The sequence below is a fragment of the Curtobacterium sp. PhB137 genome (assembly GCF_003814955.1).
In the GTDB taxonomy this organism is placed as follows: domain Bacteria; phylum Actinomycetota; class Actinomycetes; order Actinomycetales; family Microbacteriaceae; genus Curtobacterium.
In genome coordinates, this window is the sequence record NZ_RKQO01000008.1 from 41,706 (window position 1) to 62,679 (window position 20,974).

The following is a 20,974-nucleotide window of genomic DNA, read 5'->3' on the forward strand; positions in this document are numbered from 1 at the left end:
AACCCTAATCCCCTCCCAGGACAAACCAAGGGAGGCCCGCCGCAGCATCCGTGACGGACGCTGGACGGGCCTCGCGGTCGACCGCGATGAACGCGACTGACGCGACGAACGTGCTACGCCTCGATGACCACCGGGACGATCATCGGACGACGGCGGTGCTTGGTGTTGACCCAGCGGCCGACCGTGCGGCGGACGACCTGCGCGAACGCGTGCGAGTCGCGCGTGCCGTTGGCGGCCGCCTCGGCGATCGCCTTGGCGATCTGGGGACGGACGTCGTCGAACACGGAGTCGTCCTCGGCGAAGCCGCGCGACTGGATCTCCGGGCCGATGACGCACTGGCCGGTGGTGAAGTCCACCGCGGCGAAGACCGAGATGAAGCCCTCTTCGGACAGCACGCGGCGGTCCTTGAGGTCGGCATCGGTGATCTCGCCCACGGTCGAGCCGTCGACGTACACGTAGCCGATGTCGAGCTGCCCGGCGACCGTCGCGACGCCGTCCTTCAGGTCGACGACGATGCCGTCCTGCCCGAGGATCACGTTGCGCGGCGGCACACCCGTCTGGATCGCCAGGTCGGCGTTCGCGTACAGGTGGCGGTGCTCGCCGTGCACGGGCAGGACGTTGCGCGGACGCAGGATGTTGTAGCAGTAGAGCAGTTCGCCGGCCGAGGCGTGTCCGGAGACGTGCACCTTGGCGTTGCCCTTGTGCACGACCTTCGCGCCGAGCTTCGTCAGCCCGTCGATGACGCGGTACACGGCGTTCTCGTTGCCCGGGATCAGCGACGAGGCGAGGATGACGGTGTCGCCCTCGCCGATCTCGATCTGGTGCTCGAGGTTCGCCATGCGCGCGAGCACGGCCATCGGCTCGCCCTGCGACCCCGTCGACATGTAGACGATCTGGTCGTCGGGGACGTTCTTCGCCTTCTTCGTGTCGATGAGGACGTTCTCGGGCACGCGGAGGTAGCCGAGGTCGGCGGCGATGGTCATGTTGCGGATCATCGAGCGCCCCATGAACGCGACCTTGCGGTTCGCGGCCGCGGCGGCGTCGAGGACCTGCTGCACACGGTGCACGTGCGACGAGAAGCTCGCCACGACGACCTTCTTGCGGGCGCGCGTGATGATGTTCTCGAGGACCGGGCCGATGTCGCGCTCCGGAGCGGTGAAGCCCGGCACGTCGGCGTTGGTCGAGTCCGGCAGGAACAGGTCGACGCCCTGCTCCCCCAGACGCGCGAACGCACGGAGGTCGGTGATGCGGTCGTCCAGCGGGAGCTGGTCCATCTTGAAGTCACCCGTGTGCAGGACACGACCGGCGGGGGTCGTGATCGAGACGGCGAGGGCGTCCGGGATGGAGTGGTTCACGGCCACGAACTCGAGGTGGAACGGGCCGAGCTGCTCGGTCTGGTCCTCGGCCACGACGAGCGTGTACGGCTTGATCCGGTGTTCCTTGAGCTTCGCCTCGACGAGCGCGAGGGTCAGCGTGGAGCCGATCAGCGGGATGTCGTCGCGGAGCTTCAGCAGGTACGGGACGGCGCCGATGTGGTCCTCGTGGCCGTGCGTGAGCACGACACCGAGGACGTCGTCGAGACGGTCACGGATCGGCGCGAAGTCCGGCAGGATCAGGTCGACCCCGGGCTGGTGCTCCTCGGGGAAGAGCACGCCGGCGTCGACGATGAGCAGCTTGCCCTCGTACTCGTAGACGGTCATGTTGCGACCGATCTCGCCGAGTCCCCCGATGGGGATGACGCGGAGGGTGCCGGGTTCGAGCGGCTGCGGTGTGGAGACTTGTGTGGGCATTCGGTCCTACGGATTCAGGCGACGCGCGAGGAGCGCGCCGCGGTGTTCGCTAGCGGGTGGTGCCTGGCACCTTTGGTAGTGCGCCGCCGGCCGCAGCGTTGCGGTCGGGGCGGAAGTTCGAGAAGTCGGCGCCGGGCACGTCGCGCACGGCTTCGAGCGAGGTCTCGATGGCGTACGCCTCGGAGTCCTCGGGGCCGACGAGCGGCAGACGGACGCGCGGGCTGCCGATGCGGCCGAGCCCGTGCAGGATGTACTTCGCCGCGACGGTGCCGGGCACGTGGGTCATCACGGCGCGGACGAGGGGCTCGACGCGCTTGTGCTCGGCGGTGGCGGTCGCCAGGTCGCCGCGGTTCACGGCGTCGATGATGGTGCGGTACGGCGTGCTCGTGATGTTCGCGGTGACGCCGATCAGGCCCGTCGCGCCGATCGACAGGTGCGGGAGCACGTTGGTGTCGTCGCCGGAGAAGTACATGAGGTCGGTGTTGTTGAGCACGCGGGACACCTCGGCGAAGTCGCCCTTGGCGTCCTTCACGGCGAGGATGTTCGGGTGGTGCGACGCCCGCACGATCGTCTCGTACGTGATCGGGATGCCGGTGCGCCCCGGGATGTCGTACAGGATCACCGGCAGGTCGGTGGCGTCGGCGATCATCCGGAAGTGGGTGAGCACACCCGACTGGGTCGGCTTGTTGTAGTACGGCGTGACGATCATCACACCGTCCGCGCCGGCCTTCTCGCTCTGCTTGTACAGGTGGATCGCGTGCGCGGTCTCGTTCGACCCGCCACCCGTGATGATCTTCGCGCGGCCGGCGGCGACGGACTTGCCGACCTCGACCAGACGGAGCTTCTCGGGGTCGGTCAGGGTGCTGGTCTCGCCGGTCGTCCCGGTGACGACGATGCCGTCGGCGCCGGCGGTGATGCAGTCGTCGATGTGCTGCTCGACGCCGGGCCAGTCGACCTCACCGTCGGCCGTGAACGGGGTCACGAGGGCGACGAGGACCTGACCGAAGGGATTCTCACGCGGGGACACGGGCACCAGCGTACCGGGGATGGACGCGATGGCCGCCGTCCGGGTGGACGGTCGCCTGCCTGCGGCGCGGACGGGAGGCCCGGATCGCCTCCGTCCTGCCGCTCACGCCCGGTGTCGCGCGCGCCCGGCGGTGTCCGGAACCTGGTTCCGCGCCAGCTGCGCCCCGCTGCGGTCTTCGCGCCCCGACTCTTCGGGGCGCGGCGCCCGCACGGGGGCGCGCGGCGCACACCGACGCGGCGCCCGCACGCTCAGGCGCTGCTGCGGCGCCACTCGAGGAAGCGGTAACGGGTCCCGGTGCGGGACACCTGCCACGGGCCCTCGTCGGTGAGCGTCCAGCCGGCCGACTCGCCGAGCGTCGGTGCGACGGTGTCGCCGGGCACGTCGACGTCGATGACGGTCTCGGACACCCGGTCGGCACGGTCCAGCGCCGCGGCGTAGACCTGGCCGCCGCCGATGACCCAGACGGGGCTGTCGGCACCGTCGGCACCGTCGAGCGCGGCGCGGAGGTCGTGCACGACCTCGGCGCCGTCGGCGGTCCAGGACGCGTCGCGGGTGAGCACCACGTTGCGCCGACCGGGCAGCGGGCGGAAGCGTTCCGGCAGGGACTCCCAGGTGCGACGGCCCATGAGCACCGTGGCGTCGCCGGTGACCTGCTTGAAGTGCGCGAGGTCCTCGGGCACGTGCCAGGGCATGCCGCCGTCGGCCCCGATGACCCCGTCGGTCGACCGGGCCCAGACCATGCCGATCATCAGACGGCGACCGCGGCCTTGATCGCCGGGTGGTGGTGGTAGCCGACGACGGTGAAGTCCTCGTACTCGTAGTCGTCGATCGAGTCGCGCGGCGCGAGCTCGAGCGTCGGCAGGGCGTACGCCGTGCGGGACAGCTGCTCCTCGACCTGCTCGACGTGGTTGTCGTAGACGTGGCAGTCGCCGCCGGTCCAGACGAAGTCGCCGACCTCGAGCCCGGTCTGCGCGGCGATCATGTGGGTGAGCAGGGCGTACGAGGCGATGTTGAACGGGACGCCGAGGAACATGTCGGCGCTCCGCTGGTAGAGCTGGCACGAGAGCTTGCCGTCGTTGACGTAGAACTGGAAGAACGCGTGGCACGGCGCGAGCGCCATGTCCGGGATCTCGGCGACGTTCCACGCCGAGACGATGAGCCGGCGGCTGTCCGGGTTCGTGCGGATCTGGTCGATGACCTGGGCGATCTGGTCGACGTGCTCGCCGGACGGGGTCGGCCACGAGCGCCACTGCACGCCGTAGACGGGGCCGAGGTCGCCGTCCTCGTCCGCCCACTCGTTCCAGATCCGGACACCGTGCTCCTGCAGCCAGGTGGCGTTGCCGTCGCCGCGCAGGAACCAGAGCAGCTCGTACGCGATCGACTTGAAGTGCACGCGCTTCGTGGTCACGAGCGGGAAGCCCTTCGACAGGTCGTAGCGGAGCTGCGCGCCGAACAGGCTGCGGGTCCCGGTGCCGGTGCGGTCACCCTTCGGCGTGCCCTCGGTCAGGACCCGGCGGAGCAGGTCCTCGTACGGGGTCGGCACGGTGGGGTCGGGCTGCACGGTCTCGCTGTCGCTCACACACAGAAGCCTACGTCGGCGTGAGTAGCGTTGCCGGCATGGCAGACACGGCGGCAGAGCCCCTCTCGATCCTGATCGCCGGCGCGTCCGGTTTCATCGGCACCCCGCTCGTCCGCGCGCTGCGCGAGGCGGGCCACCACGTAACCACGCTCGTCCGGCGCGAGCCGCACACGGCCACCGAGTTCCGCTGGGCTCCGGGTCGCCGGCCGCTCGACCCGGCCATCGTCGACGGTGCCGACGTGGTGATCAACCTGGCGGGGGCGAACATCGGCAAGCTGCCCTGGACCGCGAAGTACCGCGAGGAGATCCGGCGCTCCCGCGTCGACGCGACCGACACCCTGGTCGAGGCCATGCGGCACGCCAGCACTCCCCCGGCGCTGTTCCTGTCCGGATCGGCGTCCGGCGTGTACGGCGACCGCCCGGCGGACGTCCTGCAGGACGACGCGGCCCCCGGCACCGGGTTCCTCGCCGAGGTCTGCACCGCGTGGGAATCCGCGGCGAACGCTGCCCCGGACGGCGTCCGCGTGGTGACCCTGCGCACGGGCATCGTGATCGGCGAGGGCGGCGGCGCGCTCGCACCCCTCATCCCGCTCACCCGGGCAGGGCTCGGCGGTCGCCTCGGCACCGGCGGGCAGCACTGGCCGTGGATCGCACTCGAGGACGAGGTCGGGGCGATCGTGCACCTGGCGACGAGCCCGTCGGCGTCCGGTGTCAGCGGACCGGTGAACCTCTCCGGGCCGGAAGCCGTCGTCGCCGACCGCATCACGAAGCGCGTCGCCGAGGACCTGCACCGGCCGTACCTGTTCCGGATCCCGGAGTTCGCGCTGCGCCTCGCGCTGCAGGACGCCGCCGACGAGATGCTGCTGTCGAGTCAGCGGATGGTGCCGACGAAGCTGCTCGAGTCCGGCTACACGTTCCGGTACACGCGTGCCGTGGACGCCGTCGACGCGGTCCTCTGACCAGGTCTCAGGCGCTCGATCGCGACAGGGCCGTGCGCATCGCGGCTCGAGCGCGCTTGCGGTCCCCCGCGGCGTCGTAGACCACCCCGAGCCGGTACCAGGCGCGCCAGTCCGCCGGGTCCTGCTCGACGGCGGCCTTGTACTGCGGGAAGAGCTCGTCAGCGGCCTCGCGCGTCGGACGCCCGGACGGACGCACGGGCACGACGTCCTCCGGTGCACCGCCCTCGGCCTCGAGCCGGGAGCCGAGCCGGGTGATCCGGATGCCGAAGCGGAACTCGAGCACGAGCAACAGCGCCCCGATCGCGGCGACGACGAACAGGGCGACGCCGATGCCGATCCCGATCGGGATGCCGGTGGCGATGAACGCCACGGCCCGCTGCCCGACGAGCACGATGTAGAGCGCCAACAGCAGGGTCATCAGCGCTGCTCCCCAGAACGGCGACCGGATCGCGCTACCGGCACGCGCTGCACGTCCCACCGGGTCAGCCGATGCCGAGGACGCTGCCGAGGCCCACGGTGAGCCCGCGGGCGGATCCGAGGGCGGACAACGCCGCCCGGATCCCGGCGACGTAGGCGACGTCGTCGTTGGTGTCGTGCCGGATCGTCAGGGTCTCGCCGGGACCGCTGAGCAGGACGTCCTGCACGGCCTTCACCCCGGGCAGCCGGAGCGAGTGGATCGGCACGCTCGCCACCTGCTGGCCGCGGGCGCGCTGGTCGACGTGCGGAGCCTCGACCGGGCCGACGTCGCGACGGGCCTCGGCGATGAGCTCGGCGGTGCGCACCGCGGTGCCGGACGGCGAGTCGATCTTGCCGGCGTGGTGCGTCTCGACGATCTCGACCGAGGGGAACCACGGCGCCGCGATGGTGGCCAGGTGAGTGCCGAGCACCGACCCGATCGAGAAGTTCGGCACCACGAGGACGCCCTGGTCGGGACGCTCCTGCAGGGCGGTACGGAGCTTCGCGAGACGGTCGGCGGACCACCCGGACGTGCCGACGAGGACGTTCGCCCCGCTCGACAGCGCGTTCTCGACGATCGCGGGGCTGAGCGCCGGCACCGTCACGTCCACGACGAGCGCGGCACCGCCGAACACCGACGGCGGTGCTTCGTGGGCACCGTCCTTCGACGACAGGCGGGCGACGAGCTCGAACTCCGGGAGTTCCTCGACGACGGAGGCCACGAGGCCCCCGAGACGACCGGTGGCGCCGACGACGGCGACGGGAGTGACCATGCGGTCCATCCTAGGATCGACGCATGTCAGTCGAGGTCAGGACCGTGCCGGCCGATCTGCCCGAGGTCGACGTCCTGCTCGACGCGTACCTCGACGAGCGCGAGGCGACGTTCCCCAGTGCGCAGGGCGCGTACTCGCGGAAGCGCACCCCGGCGGCGGAGTTCACGCCGCCGAACGGGGTCTTCGCGGTGGCGTACGACGGCGGGGTCGCGGTCGGCTGCGGCGGCCTGCGGCGGATCGCGGACGACCCCGACGCGACCACCACGGACGTCCGGTTCGAGGTCAAGCACGTCTTCGTCACCCCGGCGGGACGGGGCAAGGGCGTGGCCACGGCGCTGATGGACGCGCTGGAACGGGAAGGCGCCGCGCTGGGGGCGACGAGCATCGTGCTGGACACGAACGACTCGCTCATCGCCGCGGGCGCGATGTACCGCAGCCGGGGCTACGAGCGCGTCGCGCCGTTCAACGACAACCCGAACGCGACCGCCTGGTTCCGCAAGCCGGCCTCCCGCTAGACGGGCTGGTCGACCGGCAGCCCGGTGCGGAGCTCCACCGGCAGGTGGGCCAGGTCGTTCAGGGCGACCACCTCGGCCGGTTTCGCGGAACGGATCCGGATGATCGTGAGCGCGGTGTGCGCGACGTTCGTGCCCATCCAGCGCCACTCGGGTGCCTGGAACGCCTCGCGCACGAACCAGCCGATCACGGCGTTGTGGGTGATGAGCAGGTCGTGCCGGTCCTCGCGCGCCGGGGTGAACCACTCGGAGACCGCGTCGCCCATCTGCGCCTGGCCGGCGATGATCTCCTCTTCCGTGACGCCGCCGTACCAGCCCTGGTAGGCGTGGGGCATGTCCGGGGTCGGGCCGGAGGGGACGCAGTCGAACAGCAGCGTCGACGGTTCGGGCTGGATCGACGGCAGTCGCTGCGCCAGGAACGCGGCGGTCTCGCTCGGGGCCTCCAACGGGGAGTGGTACACGCCGTCGAACGGCAGCCCGCCGAGACGGTCGGCGACGAGCATGGCCTGGCGCTTGCCGCGTTCCGACAGCTTGCCGTCGCGGAGGCCGTGCTCGGCGTCCTGGTGTTCGCCGTGCCGGACGAGGTACAGGTAGTGCGACATGTCCGTGCTCAGCTGCCCATCCCGATCGCTGCGGCGAGCTCGTCCTGCTGCACCGCCCCGACCACCGACGTGATCGTCGGGCGGGTCAGGAGGTCGCGGGCGAGTTCGAGCACGCCGTCGGTGGTGACCCGGTCGACACGCTCCAGTGCGGTCGACAGGTCGGTGTACTCCCCGGTGCCGAGCTCGGACCGGCCGAGGCGGGTCATCCGGGCGTCGGAGTCCTCGAGCGAGAGCGTCAGGGCGCCCTCGATCTGGCCCTTGGCACGGCGGAGCTCGTCGTCGGTGATGCCGTCGTCCACCATGCGGCGGAACTCGGCGTCGATGATCTCGATGACCCCGGGGACGTTGTCGGGCGCACAGCCCGCGTAGACGCCGAAGGCGCCGTTGTCGAGGTAGGCGGGCGCGAAGGACGACACCGCGTAGGCGAGGCCGCGTCGCTCGCGGACCTCTTGGAAGAGCCGGGAGCTCATGCCCCCGCCGAGCACGGCGTTCAGGACGCTGAGGGACGGCCGGCGGTCGTCGCGCAGGTCGAGTCCCTGCGAGCCGCGCAGCATGCTGACCTGTTCCGTCGGACGGTGGACCACCGACAGCTTCGGTTCGATGGGGTCGGCGACGGTCTGTGGCGTCCGGCGTGCGAGCGGCTCGGCGGGCGGGGCGTCGTGGAACACCGCGGCGACCGCGTCGCAGAACCGGTCGTGGTCGACGGCACCGGCGGCGGTCACGACGATGCCGTTCGGTGCGTAGTGCTCGCGGTAGTGGGCCAGGACCTCGTCCCGCTGGACCGCGCGGATGCTGTCCGGGGTCCCGCCGATCGGACGACCGAGCGCGTGTCCGCCGAAGGCCGCGGCGAAGAACGCTTCACCCGCGACGTCGGCCGGGTCGTCGGCGGCCATCGCGAGTTCTTCGAGGATGACGCCGCGCTCGACGGCGAACGCCTCGGGGTCGAGCACGGAGCCGGTCACCATGTCACCGATGACCTGCACGGCCATCGGGACGTCGGCGTCCCGCACCCGTGCGTAGTAGCAGGTGTACTCCTTGGCCGTCGCGGCGTTGTGCTCGCCGCCGACCGAGTCGAACGCGATCGCGATGTCGAGCGCCGACCGGGTCTCGGTGCCCTTGAACAACAGGTGCTCGAGGAAGTGGGTCGATCCGAACTGGCCGTCGCGTTCGTCACGCGAACCGACGCCGACCCAGAACCCGATGCTCGTCGAAGCGGCCCCGGGCACGGCTTCGGTCAGCACGCGGACACCCGACGGCAGCACGGTGCGGCGGACGAAGGCCCCTCCGGACGTCAGGAAGGACGTGTCCGGGGCCCCGAGCGGCAGTGGCACTGGCTGGTTCATCGCAGACGAGCCTACTGATGCTCCGGAGCCCACCGCCCAGTTTCCACAGGCCCACGGACTGTCACTCGAAGAGGGGTACAGAAATTGCGGACAGACCGACTCGTCTGTCTGTCCTCCTTGTGGTACAGTCGTTCACGCCGGATCGAAAGCCCCCCTAAGTTCCGATCCGGCGGCTCGGGACATCAGTCCTCGCGGCCACGAGTCCCCCCACTCGTCCGCGGAGCCGATGAACCAAGGAGCCACGCTGTGACGGTCGATTCCCCCCAACCGGCCGTCCAGCGTCTCCCTGGTCCGAGCACGAACCTCGCGTCGCCGGACGGGTCGAGCGTCCCCCCGACTCCCCGCTCCGGCGGCGCGAAGGTCCGCATCCTCGAGACGGCCACGCGACTCTTCTACGAAGAGGGCATCCACAGCGTCGGCGTCGACCGCCTCATCTCCGAGGCGAGCGTCACGAAGGCGACGTTCTACAAGCACTACGGGTCGAAGGACAACCTGATCCTCGCCTACATCCGCACGCAGCACGAGCGGGTGCAGGAACGCCTGGAACAGCTCGTCACCGACGCCGGCTCCTCCGCCGCAGCGGTCCGCGCGTGGGTCGCCGCCCTGGCGGACGAGGTCAACGACCCCGACTTCCGCGGGTGCGCGTTCCTCAACGCCGCCGCCGAGTACCACGACTCCCGCGACCCCGTGCGCGAGGTGGTCGCCACCCACCGCGACTGGTACACCGACCGGCTCGCCACCCTCCTGCAGGAGTCCGGCCACCAGCTGCCGGGCGACGGTGCCGACGAGCTCATGCTCGCGCGCGACGGTGCGATGGCCGGCGCCTACGCCGGTGACGCCATCGCGGCGACGGCAGCGCTCGGTCGCGTCGTCGACCGCGTCCTCGCCGCCTGACCGGCGGCGTCGGGGCCCCTCCCGGCTGCGGCCCGTCTGCCGCCCGCCTGCCGCGAAAGCGACAGTCTGCCGCGAACTGTTCGCGGCACACTGTCGCCCTCGCGGCACGGACCCGCCGACGTGACGGACATCCGTCGCTTTCGCGACCACGAGCGGACGGGAGGCACGGTGCCAGCTGACACCGTGCCTCCCGTCCGCACTGTGGTCGCGCTCACCGCGACCGGTCGCGTCGCGCGGATCAGGCCGGTCCGGTGGCGCTCCCGGGGTTGCCGCTCGAGACGATGGAGCCGTTGACGCCGTCCGGGAAGAACCCGCCCTTGTCGATCTGGTTCGGGTTCAGGAACACCACGTTCAGGACACGCTCCGCGGTGCGGCCGTAGGCGAGCGAGTTCGCGTCCGTCGGCACGAGGTTCACCGCTCCCGACCGGGTCGTCACCCCCTGGTCGTCGTCGGTCGGACCGTCGAGCGAGTCACGGGCGTCGGAGATCTTGTTCGCCGGCACCTGCAGCCCCTTGTCCGAGAGCTTCGACCGGATGATCCCGGCGTGGTAGGCCTCGACGGCGAGGATGCCCGCCGCGGCACTGAGGTACGTCTTGCTGGTGATGAGCGGCGCGGCCCCCTTGTAGGCGGTGACCCCGACGTCCTCGAAGATGTACGCCCCGAGCAGGAAGTTCTCCTCGCTGGCGAACGGGTCGAAGGTGCCGGTCGGGCCGACCACACCCGCAGCGCGCGCCGCCGCGGTGAAGCTCGACACGAGGTCGATCTTCGGACGTGAGACCGTCGCACCGCCGAGGGCGGATCGGAGGAACGCCACGTGCGCGCGCTCGTCGTTCGCGATCTCGGTGGCGATGCCGCGGATGGCCGCGGTCTTGAACGGCACCTTCTTGCCACCGATCACCGGCCCCTGCGGGTCGATGCCGGTGATCATGCTGTCAGCGAGGCCCGCGCCGAACACGGCACGCAGGTAGAACTCGGCCTCGAGGTACTCGAGGTTCAGGGCGAAGTTGAGGATTGCGGCGTCGGAGACGGCACCGTCCTCTTCCGGGGTGGCGGCGGCGCGGTCGGTGGTGAGCACCGACGAGCCGAGCGCGGCGATGCCGGCTGAGGCGCCGGCGACGCCGGCGGCTGCGAAGAACCGTCGTCGGTCGAGCGCGTTCTCGGCGCTGCGATCGATGGCGTGGTGGATGAAACGCTTGTCGAACATCGTTGTCCTCATGTCGTGCTGGCAGCACGGGACCCCACCGACGCTGCAGGGAAACGGGTCGGTCGAGCCGCGATCGGCGGGATGGTCGATCGTGCGGCGAAGATACCCCCGAACAGGGGGCGCTTCCAGCGTTCCCGGTCATTCGGCGGAGTTCGGACAGGGCGACCGAACGGGCGGCCGCGTCGGGCGGCCGCGTCGGGCGGCCGCGTCGGGCGGCCGCGTCGGGCGGCCGCCGAGGCTGTGGGTGTTGGCTGGGCACATGGCCAACGACCCCAACTGGAACCTCCCCGAGGTCCCCTCGTTCACCCTGACCAGCCCCGACTTCACCGACGGCGGCGAGCTGCCGACCTCGGCGCGCGGCACCGACGCGGGAGGCGAGGACCGCTCTCCCGCACTCGAGTGGTCCGGCGCTCCCGAGGGCACGAAGAGCTTCGTGCTCACCGTGTACGACCCCGACGCCCCGACCGGTTCGGGCTTCTGGCACTGGAGCCTGACCGACATCCCGGGCTCGGCGACCTCGCTGCCCGCCGGCGCCGGCACCGACGACGCCCTGCTGCCGGCCGAGGCACTCCGCCGCCGCAACGAGTTCGGCACCGACACCTTCCTCGGCGCCGCTCCGCCCGCGGGCCACGGCGTGCACCGCTACTTCTTCACGCTGAGCGCCCTCGACGTGCCGCTGCTCGAGGCGCCGGCCGACGCCACCCCCGCGGTCGTCGGGTTCGTGCTGCGCGAGCACCTGCTCGGTCGCGCGCAGCTCGTCGGCACGCAGGAGACCCCCGCCGCGTAGGACGACCCCGCAACGACGAACGGCCGCCGCCCCGGAAGGGACGACGGCCGTTCGGGCGCCAGGGGTAGATCAGACGGTGGCGTCCGTCGACTCCTCGCGGGCACCGCTGGAGTCGGTGTCCGACTCCTCGGCGACGACCGGCGCGAGCGACAGCTTGCCGCGGTCGTCCACCTTGGTGACCTCGACCAGGACCTTCTGGCCGACGCCCAGAACGTCCTCGACGTTCTCCACACGCTTGCCACCGGCGAGCTTGCGCACCTCGGAGACGTGGAGCAGACCGTCACGGCCCGGGAGCAGCGAGACGAAGGCGCCGAACGTGGCGATCTTCACGACGGTGCCGAGGAACTGGTCCCCGATCTCCGGGTTGGTCGGGTTCGCGATCGCGTTGACCGACGCACGAGCGGCCTCGGCCGACGGTCCGTCGACGGCACCGATGTAGACGGTGCCGTTGTCCTCGATCGAGATGTCGGCACCGGTCTCGTCCTGGATGCCGTTGATCGTCTTGCCCTTCGGGCCGATCAGCTCGCCGATCTTGTCGACGGGGATCTGCACCGAGATGACGCGAGGAGCGGTGTCCGCCATCTCGTCGGGGGCGTCGATCGCCTCGTTCAGCACACCGAGGATGGCCGAGCGGGCCTCCTTGGCCTGCTTCAGCGCCGCGTCGAGCACCGTCGACGGGATGCCGTCGAGCTTGGTGTCGAGCTGGATCGCGGTGACGAACTCCGAGGTACCGGCGACCTTGAAGTCCATGTCGCCGAGGGCGTCTTCCGCACCGAGGATGTCGGTCAGCGCCGCGTAGCGGGTCTGCCCGTCGACGGTGTCGGACACCAGGCCCATCGCGATGCCGGCGACCGGGGCCTTGAGGGGCACACCGGCGTTGAGCAGCGAGAGGGTCGAGGCGCAGACGGAACCCATCGAGGTCGAGCCGTTGGAGCTTAGCGCCTCGGAGACCTGACGGATGGCGTACGGGAACTCTTCACGCGTCGGCAGCACCGGCACGAGGGCGCGCTCGGCGAGGAAGCCGTGCCCGATCTCGCGACGCTTCGGCGAACCCACACGGCCGGTCTCACCGGTCGAGTAGGGCGGGAAGTTGTAGTGGTGCAGGTAGCGCTTCTTCGTGACGGGCGACAGCGAGTCGATCTGCTGCTCCATCTTGAGCATGTTCAGCGTGGTGACGCCGAGGATCTGCGTCTCGCCGCGCTGGAAGATCGCCGAACCGTGGACGCGCGGGATCACGGCGACCTCGGCGTCCAGCGGACGGATGTCGGCGAGGCCGCGACCGTCCATGCGGACCTGCTCGGTCAGGATGCGGCCGCGGACGACCTTCTTCGTGACCGACTTGTAGGCGGCACTGACCTGCGAGTTGGCGACGTCGGGCAGTTCGCCCGCCGACACCTTCGACGCGATGGCCTCCTTGACGCGCGACTTGAGTGCGTCGTCGGCGTCCTGGCGCTCGGTCTTGGCGGCGATCTTGTAGACGTCACCGAGCTCGGAGAGCGCGATGGCCTCGACGGCCGAGTAGACCTCGGGCGCGTACGGCGGGAAGACCGGGTAGTCCTGGATCTCCTTGGCCGACTGCGCGGCGAGCTTCGCCTGGGCGTCGACGAGGGACTTGAGGAACGGCTTGGCCGCCTCGAGACCCTGCGCGACGACGGCCTCGTCGGGCTTGGTGGCGCCGCCCTGGATGAGCTCCCAGCTGTGCTCGGTGGCCTCGGCCTCGACCATCATGATGGCGACGTCCTCGTTGCCCGCCTCGTCGGTGACGACACGGCCGGCGACGGTGAGGTCGAAGACGGCGTCGGCGAGCTGCGATGCCTTCGGGAACGCGACCCACTGTTCGCCGATCAGCGCGAGGCGCACACCGGCGATCGGGCCGGAGAACGGCAGACCGGAGATCTGCGTCGACGCGGACGCGGCGTTGATGGCCAGCGCGTCGTAGAACTCGTCCGGAGCGATGCTCAGGACGGTGATGACGATCTGGACCTCGTTGCGCAGGCCGTCGACGAACGACGGGCGCAGCGGCCGGTCGATGAGTCGGCAGACCAGGATGGCCTCGGTCGACGGGCGGCCTTCGCGGCGGAAGAACGAACCGGGGATCTTGCCGGCGGCGTAGGAGCGCTCCTCGACGTCGACGGTCAGCGGGAAGAAGTCGAATCCTTCACGCGGGTGCTTGCCGGCGCTGGTGGCCGAGAGGAGCATCGTTTCCTCGTCGAGGTACGCGGCGACCGCGCCCTGCGCCTGCTGTGCGAGCCGACCGGTCTCGAACCGGACGGTGCGCTTGCCGTACTTGCCGTTGTCGATGACGGCTTCGGCGAACTTGATCTCGGGACCCTCCAAAAGGGTGCCTCCTTGATGTGTGTTCGGCAGGCCGTGGCGACGGCACTCGATGGTGCGTGCGCGCCGATCGTTCCGGACGCATGTCTGGCCAGCAGTAGAAGCACTCGGGAAACCGTTCCGGCCCGCGAGCCACCACCGATGACCAGCTCCGTGCCCGGCCTGCGCAGTGTTGTGTCGAACATCCGGGGAAACGGTCCTCGGACACGATGGACTTTACCAGTCCACAGGGAATCGGCGGCGCGGCTCGCTGACGGCCGGGCGAGCCTCGGTAACCTGCTGCCATGCGTCTCACCCCCTCGCGGGGCGTGCTCGTCGCGGCCGCCGTGGTCGTCGGCGCGCTCGTCGCCCCGGTCCTCACCGCTGTCCCGGCGTCCGCGACGGAGTACCCGACCTGGCAGGACGTGCAGCGGGCCAAGGGGAACGAGACCGCCAAGCGCGCCGAGGTCACCAAGGTGCAGGCCGCCCTGCAGTCGGCGCAGGACGAAGCAGCGGCGAAGTCGCAGGCCGCGCTGACGGCCTCGTCGAAGGCGGACGCGGCCGAGGCGGAGCTGGCGGAGGCCACCCAGGCCGCCACGAGCCTCCAGGCCCAGGCGCAGCGCGCGTCCGAGACGGCCGAGCGCGCGCAGACACGCGCCGGGCAGCTGGCGGCGAACCTGTACCGCGACGGCAGCACGAACCAGATGACCACCCGGATCGCGACCGCGGGCAACCCCGACCAGCTGCTCTACCAGCTGGGCGCCCTCGACCAGCTGTCGTCCACGTGGTCCGGCGTGATGGACGAGGCGTCCGTCGCGGCCGGAACGGCATCGTCACTGCACGAACAGGCCGAACGCGCCGAGACCGAACGCGCGACGCGTGCGCAGGCGGCCGAGGAACGGTCCGCGGCGGCGAAGTCCGCCGAGGCCGTGGCGAACGCCGCGGTCGAGTCGACCGAGCAGCACAGCGACGAGCTGTACGCGCAGCTCGCGTCGCTCCGGGACACCACCGCCAAGCAGGCCGCCGGGTACGAGCTCGGGCAGAAGGTCGCGGCGCAGAAGGCCGAACAGCAGCGCAAGCGTGCGGCGGCGGCCGCGGCACAGGCGGCGGCATCGGCCTCGGCGAGCGTCGACACCGGCAGCGGCGGGAGCACCAGCGCCAGTGGCGGCGGGGGCACGAGCTACCCGAGCACCGGCGGTGTCGTGGTGGACCCTGCGGCCGCGCAGGCCTACGCGCGGAGCGCCCTGGGCTCGTACGGGTGGGGCGACGACCAGTTCTCCTGCCTGGTGTCGCTGTGGACGCAGGAGTCCGGCTGGCGGGCGAACGCGCTGAACGCCTCGAGCGGCGCCTACGGCATCCCGCAGTCGCTGCCCGCTGACAAGATGTCGGCGGCCGGGGCTGACTGGCGGACGAACGCGAACACGCAGATCAACTGGGGACTCGCCTACATCAAGAGCGCGTACGGGTCGCCGTGCGGTGCGTGGGGCCACGAGATGAGCGTCAACCCGCACTGGTACTGAGCACGACTGCTCGGCGCGTCCCCGCTCACCGCTCCACCAGCCGCAACGCCTGCAGCGGGCACATCGCCACCGCGTCCGCAGCGGCGGCGCGTTCGTCCGGCCGCACCGGCACGTCGCGGGTGCCGCCGCCGTCCCGCGCGATCGGGTAGCCCCACTCGTCGCGCGCCAGCCGCTCGGCGAACAGTTCGGTGCACAGGCCGCGTCCCCGGCAGCGGGTCCAGTCGACGTGCAGCACGACGGGACCTGCGGCGGCGGTCATCGGAGTCCACCGACCGAGCCGGACCCCGCCGAGCCGGACCCGGCCGCACCGGGCCCGACCAGGCACGCGCCCCGCAGGTGCGCCTGCACGTCGTCGTGGAACACGTCGAGGGCGCTCCGCACCATCCGCGCGACGCCGTCCGGGTGGTGGCAGGCCCCACGTCCGTCGACCAGGGCAGCGACCCGCCGGACCTCCCCGGCCAGGTCGCCCGCCCGACGCCCGGAGGCCAGGTCGGCGACCACGTCGGCGATCCGCGGCAACCCGTTCACGCACGGCCCGCAGCGACCGGCAGACGCCCCGGCGAGCGCCGCGGCGAGGCCTGCGGTGACCCCGACCGGGCAGGTCCGGTCGTCGAGCACGGCCAGCACGCCCGCCCCTGGCGCCGCACCCCACGGTGCGAGTCCGTCGACGTCGAGGGGCGCGTCGAGCGCTGCGGCCGGCACCCAGGTGCCGCCCCACCCGCCGAGCAGGACGGCTCGCGTCCGTCGCGGGTCGGCCGCCGATAGCCGGGAGGCCCCCAGCAGCTGCCCGAGCGGCGTACCCCCGGCGGTCTCCAGCACCACGGCACCACCCGGGTCGGTCACGTCGCTGACCGACACGAGACGGGTGCCGGGAGCACTCGCGCTGCCGACGCTCCGCGCCCACGCCGCCCCGTACCGTGCGACGAGTGCCGCCTGGGCCAGGGTCTCGACGTTCGACACGAGGGTCGGGCGACCGCTCGGGCCACGGTCGGCGAGCCGCACGACGCGGTCCTCCGGCAGCCCTCGTCCACCGGAGACGGCCGAGGCGAGCGCCGTGGCCTGCCCGGCGACGAAGGTGGTGTGGGGCAGAGCACGGACCTCGATGGCGACCGGGTCGGTGCCGGTGACGCGCCGGCCGTCGGTGCGTTCAGCGAGTGCCTGCCGGACCCGGTCGGCGAGCCGCGCGCTCGTGGCGACCACGGCCTCGGTCGCACCGATCGCGAGCGCCGCGACGACGATGCCGTCGAGCACCAGGTGCGGTGCGCGTTCGAGCAGGACGGCGTCCTTGCGACTGGCGGGTTCCCCCTCGGCACCGTTGGCGATGACGATCGGGGCACCGCGGCTGCCGCGCCGGGTCCGGCCCGCCACGGCGTCGAGCTTGCGGGCGAGCGGGAACCCGGCTCCGCCGCGGCCGTCGACCCCGGCGAGACCGATCTCGTCGATGATCCCGGGTCCCACGTGCGGCAGCGGCCCGTGCGTGCGGTGGTGGGCGTCGAGTCCAGGGCCGGGGGCGGCGAGGAGTCGCTGCGTGCCGGTCGGTGGTGGCACGGTGAGCGGGTGGGCCAGGGTCATCGGAGGGCCTCCTTCGGGGTCGGACGGAACGCGGTGACGCCGGCCGTGCAGCGCCAGACCACGGCGCCGAGGACGGCCGCGGCGCAGACCCCGGCGACCACCAGGAACCAGGCGGAGGTGCCGTCGGTCCCGGTGCCGATCGCGTGCGCCATCGCGATCGGCCACATGGCGTAGGCGGCCCAGTGCACGGCGCGGAACACCCGCGGACCGATCACCCGGCGGAGCATCGCCGTGACGACGAGCACCACGAGCAGGTCGACCGCCAGGGTGCCGAGCCCGAGCCAGAACCAGCGGTACGCACCGACGAACGGCACGACGGCGTCCAGCAGGCGCAGTTCGGCCTCGGTGTCGAGCAGCAGCGTCACCACGTGCACGGCCACGAACACGGTGGACGCCAGGGCGACGTCCCGGTGCACGAGCTGCACGCCGAACCGCGGCAGGCCGGGGAGCGGTCGTCCGCCGCGGGTCACGATGCCGAGCAGGACCGTCAGGGTCAGGAGCACGACGGCGGCGACGCCCGTGCCGCGGCCGACCACCCAGAGCGCGGTGTCCATCAGGCGGCGTCCGCCCCGTCGAAGGTGTCAGTGACGGCACCGTCGGCAGCCTGGTCCTCCGGCCAGCCGCCGAGCCGCAGCACCGAGCCGTCGGCCGCGACGAGCCGGGCCGCACGACCGCTCTGCCGGAGCCACTCCACGGCGCCGTGCCCCCGGACGACCGCGGCGGTGGTCATCGTGTTGGCGGTGGTGCACGAGGGGGCGACGACCGTCACCGACCGCCACACCGGGTCGGCGGGCAGGCCCCACCGGGGATCGAGGATGTGGTGCCGCGCGGTCCCGTCCTGCTCCCAGCGGCGCTTCTGCGTACTCGAGGTCGCGACGGACCACCCGGAGGCGATGCGGACGTGGTCGACGGGGTCGTCCGCCAGGTCCTGCACGCGCACCTGCCAGCCGCCGGAGGGGTCAGGGCCGGCCGTGGCGACGTCCCCGCCGAGCGAGACGAGGGCACCGACGCCGAGCCGCGCGGTGATGCTCGCGGCCGCCATGTCCGCGGCGGCGGCCTTCGCCGTGGCACCGAGGTCGAGCGTGACGCCCTCGGGGACCCGCAGGAACGTGCCGGACAGCAGGATCCGCTGCCACGCCGGGCGGTCGTCGAGCGATCGGGCCACGGCGTCGGATGACGGGACCGGTAGCGCGTCGGCGAACGCGGCGTCGTACCCGAGGGACACCATCCGTCGGCCGAGCGTCGGGTCGACGTCCCCGTCGGACAGCCGGGCGGCGTCGACGGCCTGGTGCACGAGCGTCGCCAGCAACGGCGAGACCTCGGTGCCGCGCACCAGCTCGTCGGCGCGGGACAGGAGCTCGGAGTCGTCGCGGAACCGGCTGCACGCGGCGTCGACGGCGGCCGTGACCTCGCGGACGCAGGACTCGGCGGCGGCGAGGTGGCGGCGGTCGCGGTGGTCGAGGACGACCCGGGCTGTGGTGGTCCAGAGGTCCCACTCAGCGGCGGCGCGCACGGTCACGATCCCGTCGTCGTCGTGTCGGACGACCCACCGGTGCTGCCCTGCGAGACGCCGGTGTCGCTGCTGCTCGTGCCGCTGTCGGTCGACGTGTCGTTCGACGAGTCGTTCGACGTGTCGTTCGACGACGAGGAGGACGAGGACCCGGAGTCGGTGGTGGCGTCGCTCGACGTCCCGGTACCCGAACCGGAGTCCGTCGTGGTGCTCGTGCTCGTGGACGTGTCGGTCGTCGTCGTGCTGGCCTGCTCGTGCCCGAACCACAGCCCCGCACCCGTGACCGTCGCGACCGCGAGTCCGCCCAGGCTCACGAGCGCACTCGTGATCCGTGCGGATCGCTTGCCGTTGCCTCTGGTGTCCATCGGTCCTCCTCGTCGTCATGACGAGGTTCCCGAGCGCACCGATGAGCGAGCCGCCAGCCGGCCGCACTCCGACCCCACGAACCCTGTGGTCCGCCTAAGAGCGGGCCGCGGGGTCAGCGGTCCGGGTCAGTGCCCGAGGCCACCGAGCAGGCTCGCGAAGTCCGCGGTCGCGGGGAGCGCGTCGGCTTCCTGCGGGGCCCGCCGGGAGGCCCGGATCGCCCAGGCCAGGTCCGCTCCGGCCCGGCGGATGCGTCCGTCCAGGGCCGCGGCGTCGCCGTCGCTCCCCCAGTCGTCGGTCGCGGCGAACACGCCGGTCGGCACCACCGCTGCACGGAGGTACGCGAAGACCGGACGCAGGGCGTGGTCGATGGCGAGCGAGTGCCGCGAGGTCCCGCCCGTGGCGCCGAGCAGGACGGGCAGGTCGGCGAGCGCGTCCTTGTCGAGGACGTCGAGGAACGACTTCGCGAGGCCGCTGACGCCGGCCGTGAAGATCGGCGTGACGAACACGACGGCGTCGGCCTCGACCACTGCAGCCATGGCGGCGGACAGCGCGGGCGCCGCGAAGCCGGTGAGCATCGCGTCGGTGATCTCGTGCGCGAGCGGACGGAGCTCGACGTGCAGGACGTGCGCGGGCGTGCCCTCGGCGACGAGCGCGGCGACGGCGGCCTCGCCCAGGCGGTCGGCGAGCAGGCGGGTGGAGCTGGGCTCGGAGAGTCCGGCGGAGACGACGGCGATGGTGGTCATGGTGGTTCCCGACTTTCGATGCGTTTGCATGAACATCGTACCGAACCGTGCGCCGCGCGCAACCATTCCCGGGAACGGAGAACGCCCCGGTCCTTGCGAGGAGGACCGGGGCGTTCAGTCAAGCCGTGAGGCGTCGACTAGCGGCGCAGGCCGAGGCGCTCGATGAGCGCACGGTAGCGGGCGATGTCGACGTCGGAGAGGTAACCGAGGAGACGGCGACGCTGACCGACCATGAGCAGCAGACCACGACGCGAGTGGTGGTCGTGCTTGTGCTCCTTGAGGTGCTCGTTCAGGTCGTTGATACGACGCGTCAGAACGGCGACCTGGACCTCGGGGGAACCGGTGTCGCCCGGGTGGGTCGCGTACTCTTCGATGATCTCCTGCTTGACCTTCGCGTCAAGTGCCATGCGTAGATCCCCTTTCAGTCCGTTGCGCGGTGCCCGTGCCTGATGCACGAGCGCTCTTTGTCCGCGGCCGTTCGACGGCAACCGCGCAAGACTACCAGAGTCCTAGGCGGTCCTGGCGCGCAGGCGACGACGACGGGGCGCCGGCAGCAGACTGCGGACGAGTCCGACGAGCGTCGCGCCGAGCAGTCCACCGAGGCCGTTCGACAGCACGTCGCGGGGGTCGGCGACGCGGTAGGGCAGGTAGGTGGCCTGCGCGAACTCGATGCCGGTCGACAGGGCGACCGCGACCAGGGCCCCGAGGATCCACCAGCGCCGCGGCAGCCAGAGCGCGGCGAGCATGCCGACCGGCACGAACATCGCGATGTTGGCCAGGAACTCGGTGCGCTCGTACGTGAACCAGGTGCCGTGCGGCAGCTGCTGCACCCAGGCGATCGCGTGCAGCACGAACGAGTTCTGTGCCGAGGTGAAGACCTGCGGGGTCAGCGTCATCCGCCAGATCACCCAGGCGTACGCCGCGGTCACGGCGAGGAGGAGGAGTCGACGGAACATCCCGGTATTCTGCAACACCGTCCTGCGGGGTCGCTGGAGCGCTCCTGGCAGAAGCCGTCGGCCGACCT

Annotated in this window: 23 protein-coding genes; 5 read left to right on the forward strand and 18 right to left on the reverse strand. The window is 71.7% G+C overall.

Annotation, left to right across the window (positions count from 1 at the left end; genetic code table 11):
• Positions 1-113: 113 nt before the first annotated feature.
• From EDF28_RS14660 to EDF28_RS14675, 4 genes are all read right to left on the reverse strand, one after another.
• Positions 114-1,790, reverse strand: coding sequence for a ribonuclease J (locus tag EDF28_RS14660; RefSeq protein ID WP_111084591.1), 1,677 nt, complete (start codon positions 1,788-1,790; stop codon positions 114-116).
• A 49-nt stretch (positions 1,791-1,839) separates the two neighbouring features.
• A complete protein-coding gene (gene dapA / locus EDF28_RS14665; protein ID WP_111084638.1) occupies positions 1,840-2,817 on the reverse strand; it encodes a 4-hydroxy-tetrahydrodipicolinate synthase in 978 nt (325 codons plus the stop codon).
• A gap of 248 nt (positions 2,818-3,065) precedes the next feature.
• Entirely contained in the window at positions 3,066-3,566 is a 501-nt protein-coding gene (locus EDF28_RS14670; protein WP_123938807.1) for a dihydrofolate reductase, read from the reverse strand.
• Positions 3,566-4,396, reverse strand: coding sequence for a thymidylate synthase (locus EDF28_RS14675; protein WP_123293913.1), 831 nt, complete (start codon positions 4,394-4,396; stop codon positions 3,566-3,568). The genes EDF28_RS14670 and EDF28_RS14675 overlap by 1 nt, the downstream gene beginning before the upstream one ends.
• Before the next feature lie 38 nt (positions 4,397-4,434).
• Here EDF28_RS14675 and EDF28_RS14680 point away from each other — a divergent pair, with 38 nt between their 5' ends.
• Positions 4,435-5,355, forward strand: a complete 921-nt coding sequence (locus tag EDF28_RS14680; RefSeq protein WP_123938808.1) for a TIGR01777 family oxidoreductase — start codon at positions 4,435-4,437, stop codon at positions 5,353-5,355.
• Between the two features lie 7 nt (positions 5,356-5,362).
• On the opposite strand, the gene EDF28_RS14685 is transcribed toward EDF28_RS14680, so the two are convergent.
• A complete protein-coding gene (locus tag EDF28_RS14685; RefSeq protein ID WP_395875293.1) occupies positions 5,363-5,833 on the reverse strand; it encodes a tetratricopeptide repeat protein in 471 nt (156 codons plus the stop codon).
• Positions 5,834-5,837: 4 nt separating this feature from the next.
• A complete protein-coding gene (locus tag EDF28_RS14690; protein ID WP_228505012.1) occupies positions 5,838-6,584 on the reverse strand; it encodes a 4-hydroxy-tetrahydrodipicolinate reductase in 747 nt (248 codons plus the stop codon).
• 23 nt (positions 6,585-6,607) lie between these two features.
• Here EDF28_RS14690 and EDF28_RS14695 point away from each other — a divergent pair, with 23 nt between their 5' ends.
• Positions 6,608-7,099, forward strand: coding sequence for a GNAT family N-acetyltransferase (locus EDF28_RS14695; protein WP_123938810.1), 492 nt, complete (start codon positions 6,608-6,610; stop codon positions 7,097-7,099).
• On the opposite strand, the gene EDF28_RS14700 is transcribed toward EDF28_RS14695, so the two are convergent.
• The gene (locus EDF28_RS14700) at positions 7,096-7,698 is read right to left on the reverse strand and encodes a histidine phosphatase family protein (RefSeq protein WP_111084585.1); all 603 of its coding nucleotides are present in this window, start codon (positions 7,696-7,698) and stop codon (positions 7,096-7,098) included. The two genes, EDF28_RS14695 and EDF28_RS14700, sit on opposite strands and share 4 nt — an antisense overlap.
• An 8-nt stretch (positions 7,699-7,706) precedes the next feature.
• On the reverse strand, positions 7,707-9,041 hold the full coding sequence (locus tag EDF28_RS14705) for a pitrilysin family protein (RefSeq protein WP_123938811.1): 1,335 nt from the start codon (positions 9,039-9,041) through the stop codon (positions 7,707-7,709).
• 246 nt (positions 9,042-9,287) lie between these two features.
• Between EDF28_RS14705 and EDF28_RS14710 the strand changes: the two genes are divergently transcribed.
• Positions 9,288-9,935: a TetR/AcrR family transcriptional regulator gene (locus EDF28_RS14710; protein WP_123938812.1), complete on the forward strand. Its 648-nt coding sequence runs from the start codon at positions 9,288-9,290 to the stop codon at positions 9,933-9,935.
• 238 nt (positions 9,936-10,173) lie between these two features.
• Here EDF28_RS14710 and EDF28_RS14715 read toward each other — a convergent pair whose 3' ends face one another.
• The gene (locus tag EDF28_RS14715) at positions 10,174-11,139 is read right to left on the reverse strand and encodes a ferritin-like domain-containing protein (protein ID WP_123293918.1); all 966 of its coding nucleotides are present in this window, start codon (positions 11,137-11,139) and stop codon (positions 10,174-10,176) included.
• A 259-nt stretch (positions 11,140-11,398) separates the two neighbouring features.
• Here EDF28_RS14715 and EDF28_RS14720 point away from each other — a divergent pair, with 259 nt between their 5' ends.
• Positions 11,399-11,926, forward strand: coding sequence for a YbhB/YbcL family Raf kinase inhibitor-like protein (locus EDF28_RS14720; RefSeq protein ID WP_123313522.1), 528 nt, complete (start codon positions 11,399-11,401; stop codon positions 11,924-11,926).
• Positions 11,927-11,995: 69 nt separating this feature from the next.
• Here the strand turns inward: EDF28_RS14720 and EDF28_RS14725 are convergent, their stop codons facing one another.
• The gene (locus tag EDF28_RS14725) at positions 11,996-14,263 is read right to left on the reverse strand and encodes a polyribonucleotide nucleotidyltransferase (RefSeq protein ID WP_123938813.1); all 2,268 of its coding nucleotides are present in this window, start codon (positions 14,261-14,263) and stop codon (positions 11,996-11,998) included.
• A gap of 281 nt (positions 14,264-14,544) precedes the next feature.
• On the opposite strand from EDF28_RS14725, the gene EDF28_RS14730 reads away from it, so the two are divergent.
• The gene (locus EDF28_RS14730; protein WP_123938814.1) at positions 14,545-15,759 is read left to right on the forward strand and encodes a lytic transglycosylase domain-containing protein; all 1,215 of its coding nucleotides are present in this window, start codon (positions 14,545-14,547) and stop codon (positions 15,757-15,759) included.
• A gap of 25 nt (positions 15,760-15,784) precedes the next feature.
• Here EDF28_RS14730 and EDF28_RS14735 read toward each other — a convergent pair whose 3' ends face one another.
• The 8 genes from EDF28_RS14735 to EDF28_RS14765 all read right to left on the reverse strand — a co-directional run bounded on the left by EDF28_RS14735 (position 15,785) and on the right by EDF28_RS14765 (position 20,906).
• Positions 15,785-16,018 carry a ferredoxin gene (locus tag EDF28_RS14735; RefSeq protein WP_123938815.1) on the reverse strand — a complete coding sequence of 78 codons (234 nt, stop codon included), beginning with the start codon at positions 16,016-16,018 and terminating at the stop codon, positions 15,785-15,787.
• Positions 16,015-17,331: an NADH-ubiquinone oxidoreductase-F iron-sulfur binding region domain-containing protein gene (locus EDF28_RS14740; protein ID WP_123938816.1), complete on the reverse strand. Its 1,317-nt coding sequence runs from the start codon at positions 17,329-17,331 to the stop codon at positions 16,015-16,017. Before EDF28_RS14740 ends, EDF28_RS14735 begins: the two co-directional genes overlap by 4 nt.
• A complete protein-coding gene (locus EDF28_RS14745; RefSeq protein WP_123938817.1) occupies positions 17,328-17,885 on the reverse strand; it encodes a ferric reductase-like transmembrane domain-containing protein in 558 nt (185 codons plus the stop codon). The genes EDF28_RS14740 and EDF28_RS14745 overlap by 4 nt, the downstream gene beginning before the upstream one ends.
• Positions 17,885-18,850 (reverse strand): FAD:protein FMN transferase, encoded by a 966-nt coding sequence (locus EDF28_RS14750; protein WP_221182569.1) that lies wholly within the window; start codon positions 18,848-18,850, stop codon positions 17,885-17,887. The genes EDF28_RS14745 and EDF28_RS14750 overlap by 1 nt, the downstream gene beginning before the upstream one ends.
• Positions 18,847-19,206: a hypothetical protein gene (locus EDF28_RS19295; RefSeq protein ID WP_185094275.1), complete on the reverse strand. Its 360-nt coding sequence runs from the start codon at positions 19,204-19,206 to the stop codon at positions 18,847-18,849. The genes EDF28_RS14750 and EDF28_RS19295 overlap by 4 nt, the downstream gene beginning before the upstream one ends.
• Before the next feature lie 126 nt (positions 19,207-19,332).
• On the reverse strand, positions 19,333-19,950 hold the full coding sequence (locus tag EDF28_RS14755; RefSeq protein ID WP_123938818.1) for a CE1759 family FMN reductase: 618 nt from the start codon (positions 19,948-19,950) through the stop codon (positions 19,333-19,335).
• 137 nt (positions 19,951-20,087) lie between these two features.
• Positions 20,088-20,357: a 30S ribosomal protein S15 gene (gene rpsO, locus EDF28_RS14760; protein ID WP_070416523.1), complete on the reverse strand. Its 270-nt coding sequence runs from the start codon at positions 20,355-20,357 to the stop codon at positions 20,088-20,090.
• A gap of 102 nt (positions 20,358-20,459) precedes the next feature.
• Entirely contained in the window at positions 20,460-20,906 is a 447-nt protein-coding gene (locus EDF28_RS14765) for a VanZ family protein (RefSeq protein WP_123293926.1), read from the reverse strand.
• Positions 20,907-20,974 lie beyond the last annotated feature (68 nt).

Coding starts and splice junctions, on each gene's coding strand:
- EDF28_RS14660 (WP_111084591.1), bottom strand. CDS start 1,790: ATGCCCACACAAGTCTCCACACCGCAGCCGCTCGAACCCGGCACCCTC.
- EDF28_RS14670 (WP_123938807.1), bottom strand. CDS start 3,566: ATGATCGGCATGGTCTGGGCCCGGTCGACCGACGGGGTCATCGGGGCC.
- EDF28_RS14680 (WP_123938808.1), top strand. CDS start 4,435: ATGGCAGACACGGCGGCAGAGCCCCTCTCGATCCTGATCGCCGGCGCG.
- EDF28_RS14690 (WP_228505012.1), bottom strand. CDS start 6,584: ATGGTCACTCCCGTCGCCGTCGTCGGCGCCACCGGTCGTCTCGGGGGC.
- EDF28_RS14695 (WP_123938810.1), top strand. CDS start 6,608: ATGTCAGTCGAGGTCAGGACCGTGCCGGCCGATCTGCCCGAGGTCGAC.
- EDF28_RS14700 (WP_111084585.1), bottom strand. CDS start 7,698: ATGTCGCACTACCTGTACCTCGTCCGGCACGGCGAACACCAGGACGCC.
- EDF28_RS14705 (WP_123938811.1), bottom strand. CDS start 9,041: ATGAACCAGCCAGTGCCACTGCCGCTCGGGGCCCCGGACACGTCCTTC.
- EDF28_RS14715 (WP_123293918.1), bottom strand. CDS start 11,139: ATGTTCGACAAGCGTTTCATCCACCACGCCATCGATCGCAGCGCCGAG.
- EDF28_RS14720 (WP_123313522.1), top strand. CDS start 11,399: ATGGCCAACGACCCCAACTGGAACCTCCCCGAGGTCCCCTCGTTCACC.
- EDF28_RS14730 (WP_123938814.1), top strand. CDS start 14,545: ATGCGTCTCACCCCCTCGCGGGGCGTGCTCGTCGCGGCCGCCGTGGTC.
- EDF28_RS14735 (WP_123938815.1), bottom strand. CDS start 16,018: ATGACCGCCGCCGCAGGTCCCGTCGTGCTGCACGTCGACTGGACCCGC.
- EDF28_RS14740 (WP_123938816.1), bottom strand. CDS start 17,331: ATGACCCTGGCCCACCCGCTCACCGTGCCACCACCGACCGGCACGCAG.
- EDF28_RS14745 (WP_123938817.1), bottom strand. CDS start 17,885: ATGGACACCGCGCTCTGGGTGGTCGGCCGCGGCACGGGCGTCGCCGCC.
- EDF28_RS19295 (WP_185094275.1), bottom strand. CDS start 19,206: ATGGACACCAGAGGCAACGGCAAGCGATCCGCACGGATCACGAGTGCG.
- EDF28_RS14755 (WP_123938818.1), bottom strand. CDS start 19,950: ATGACCACCATCGCCGTCGTCTCCGCCGGACTCTCCGAGCCCAGCTCC.
- rpsO (WP_070416523.1), bottom strand. CDS start 20,357: ATGGCACTTGACGCGAAGGTCAAGCAGGAGATCATCGAAGAGTACGCG.
- EDF28_RS14765 (WP_123293926.1), bottom strand. CDS start 20,906: ATGTTCCGTCGACTCCTCCTCCTCGCCGTGACCGCGGCGTACGCCTGG.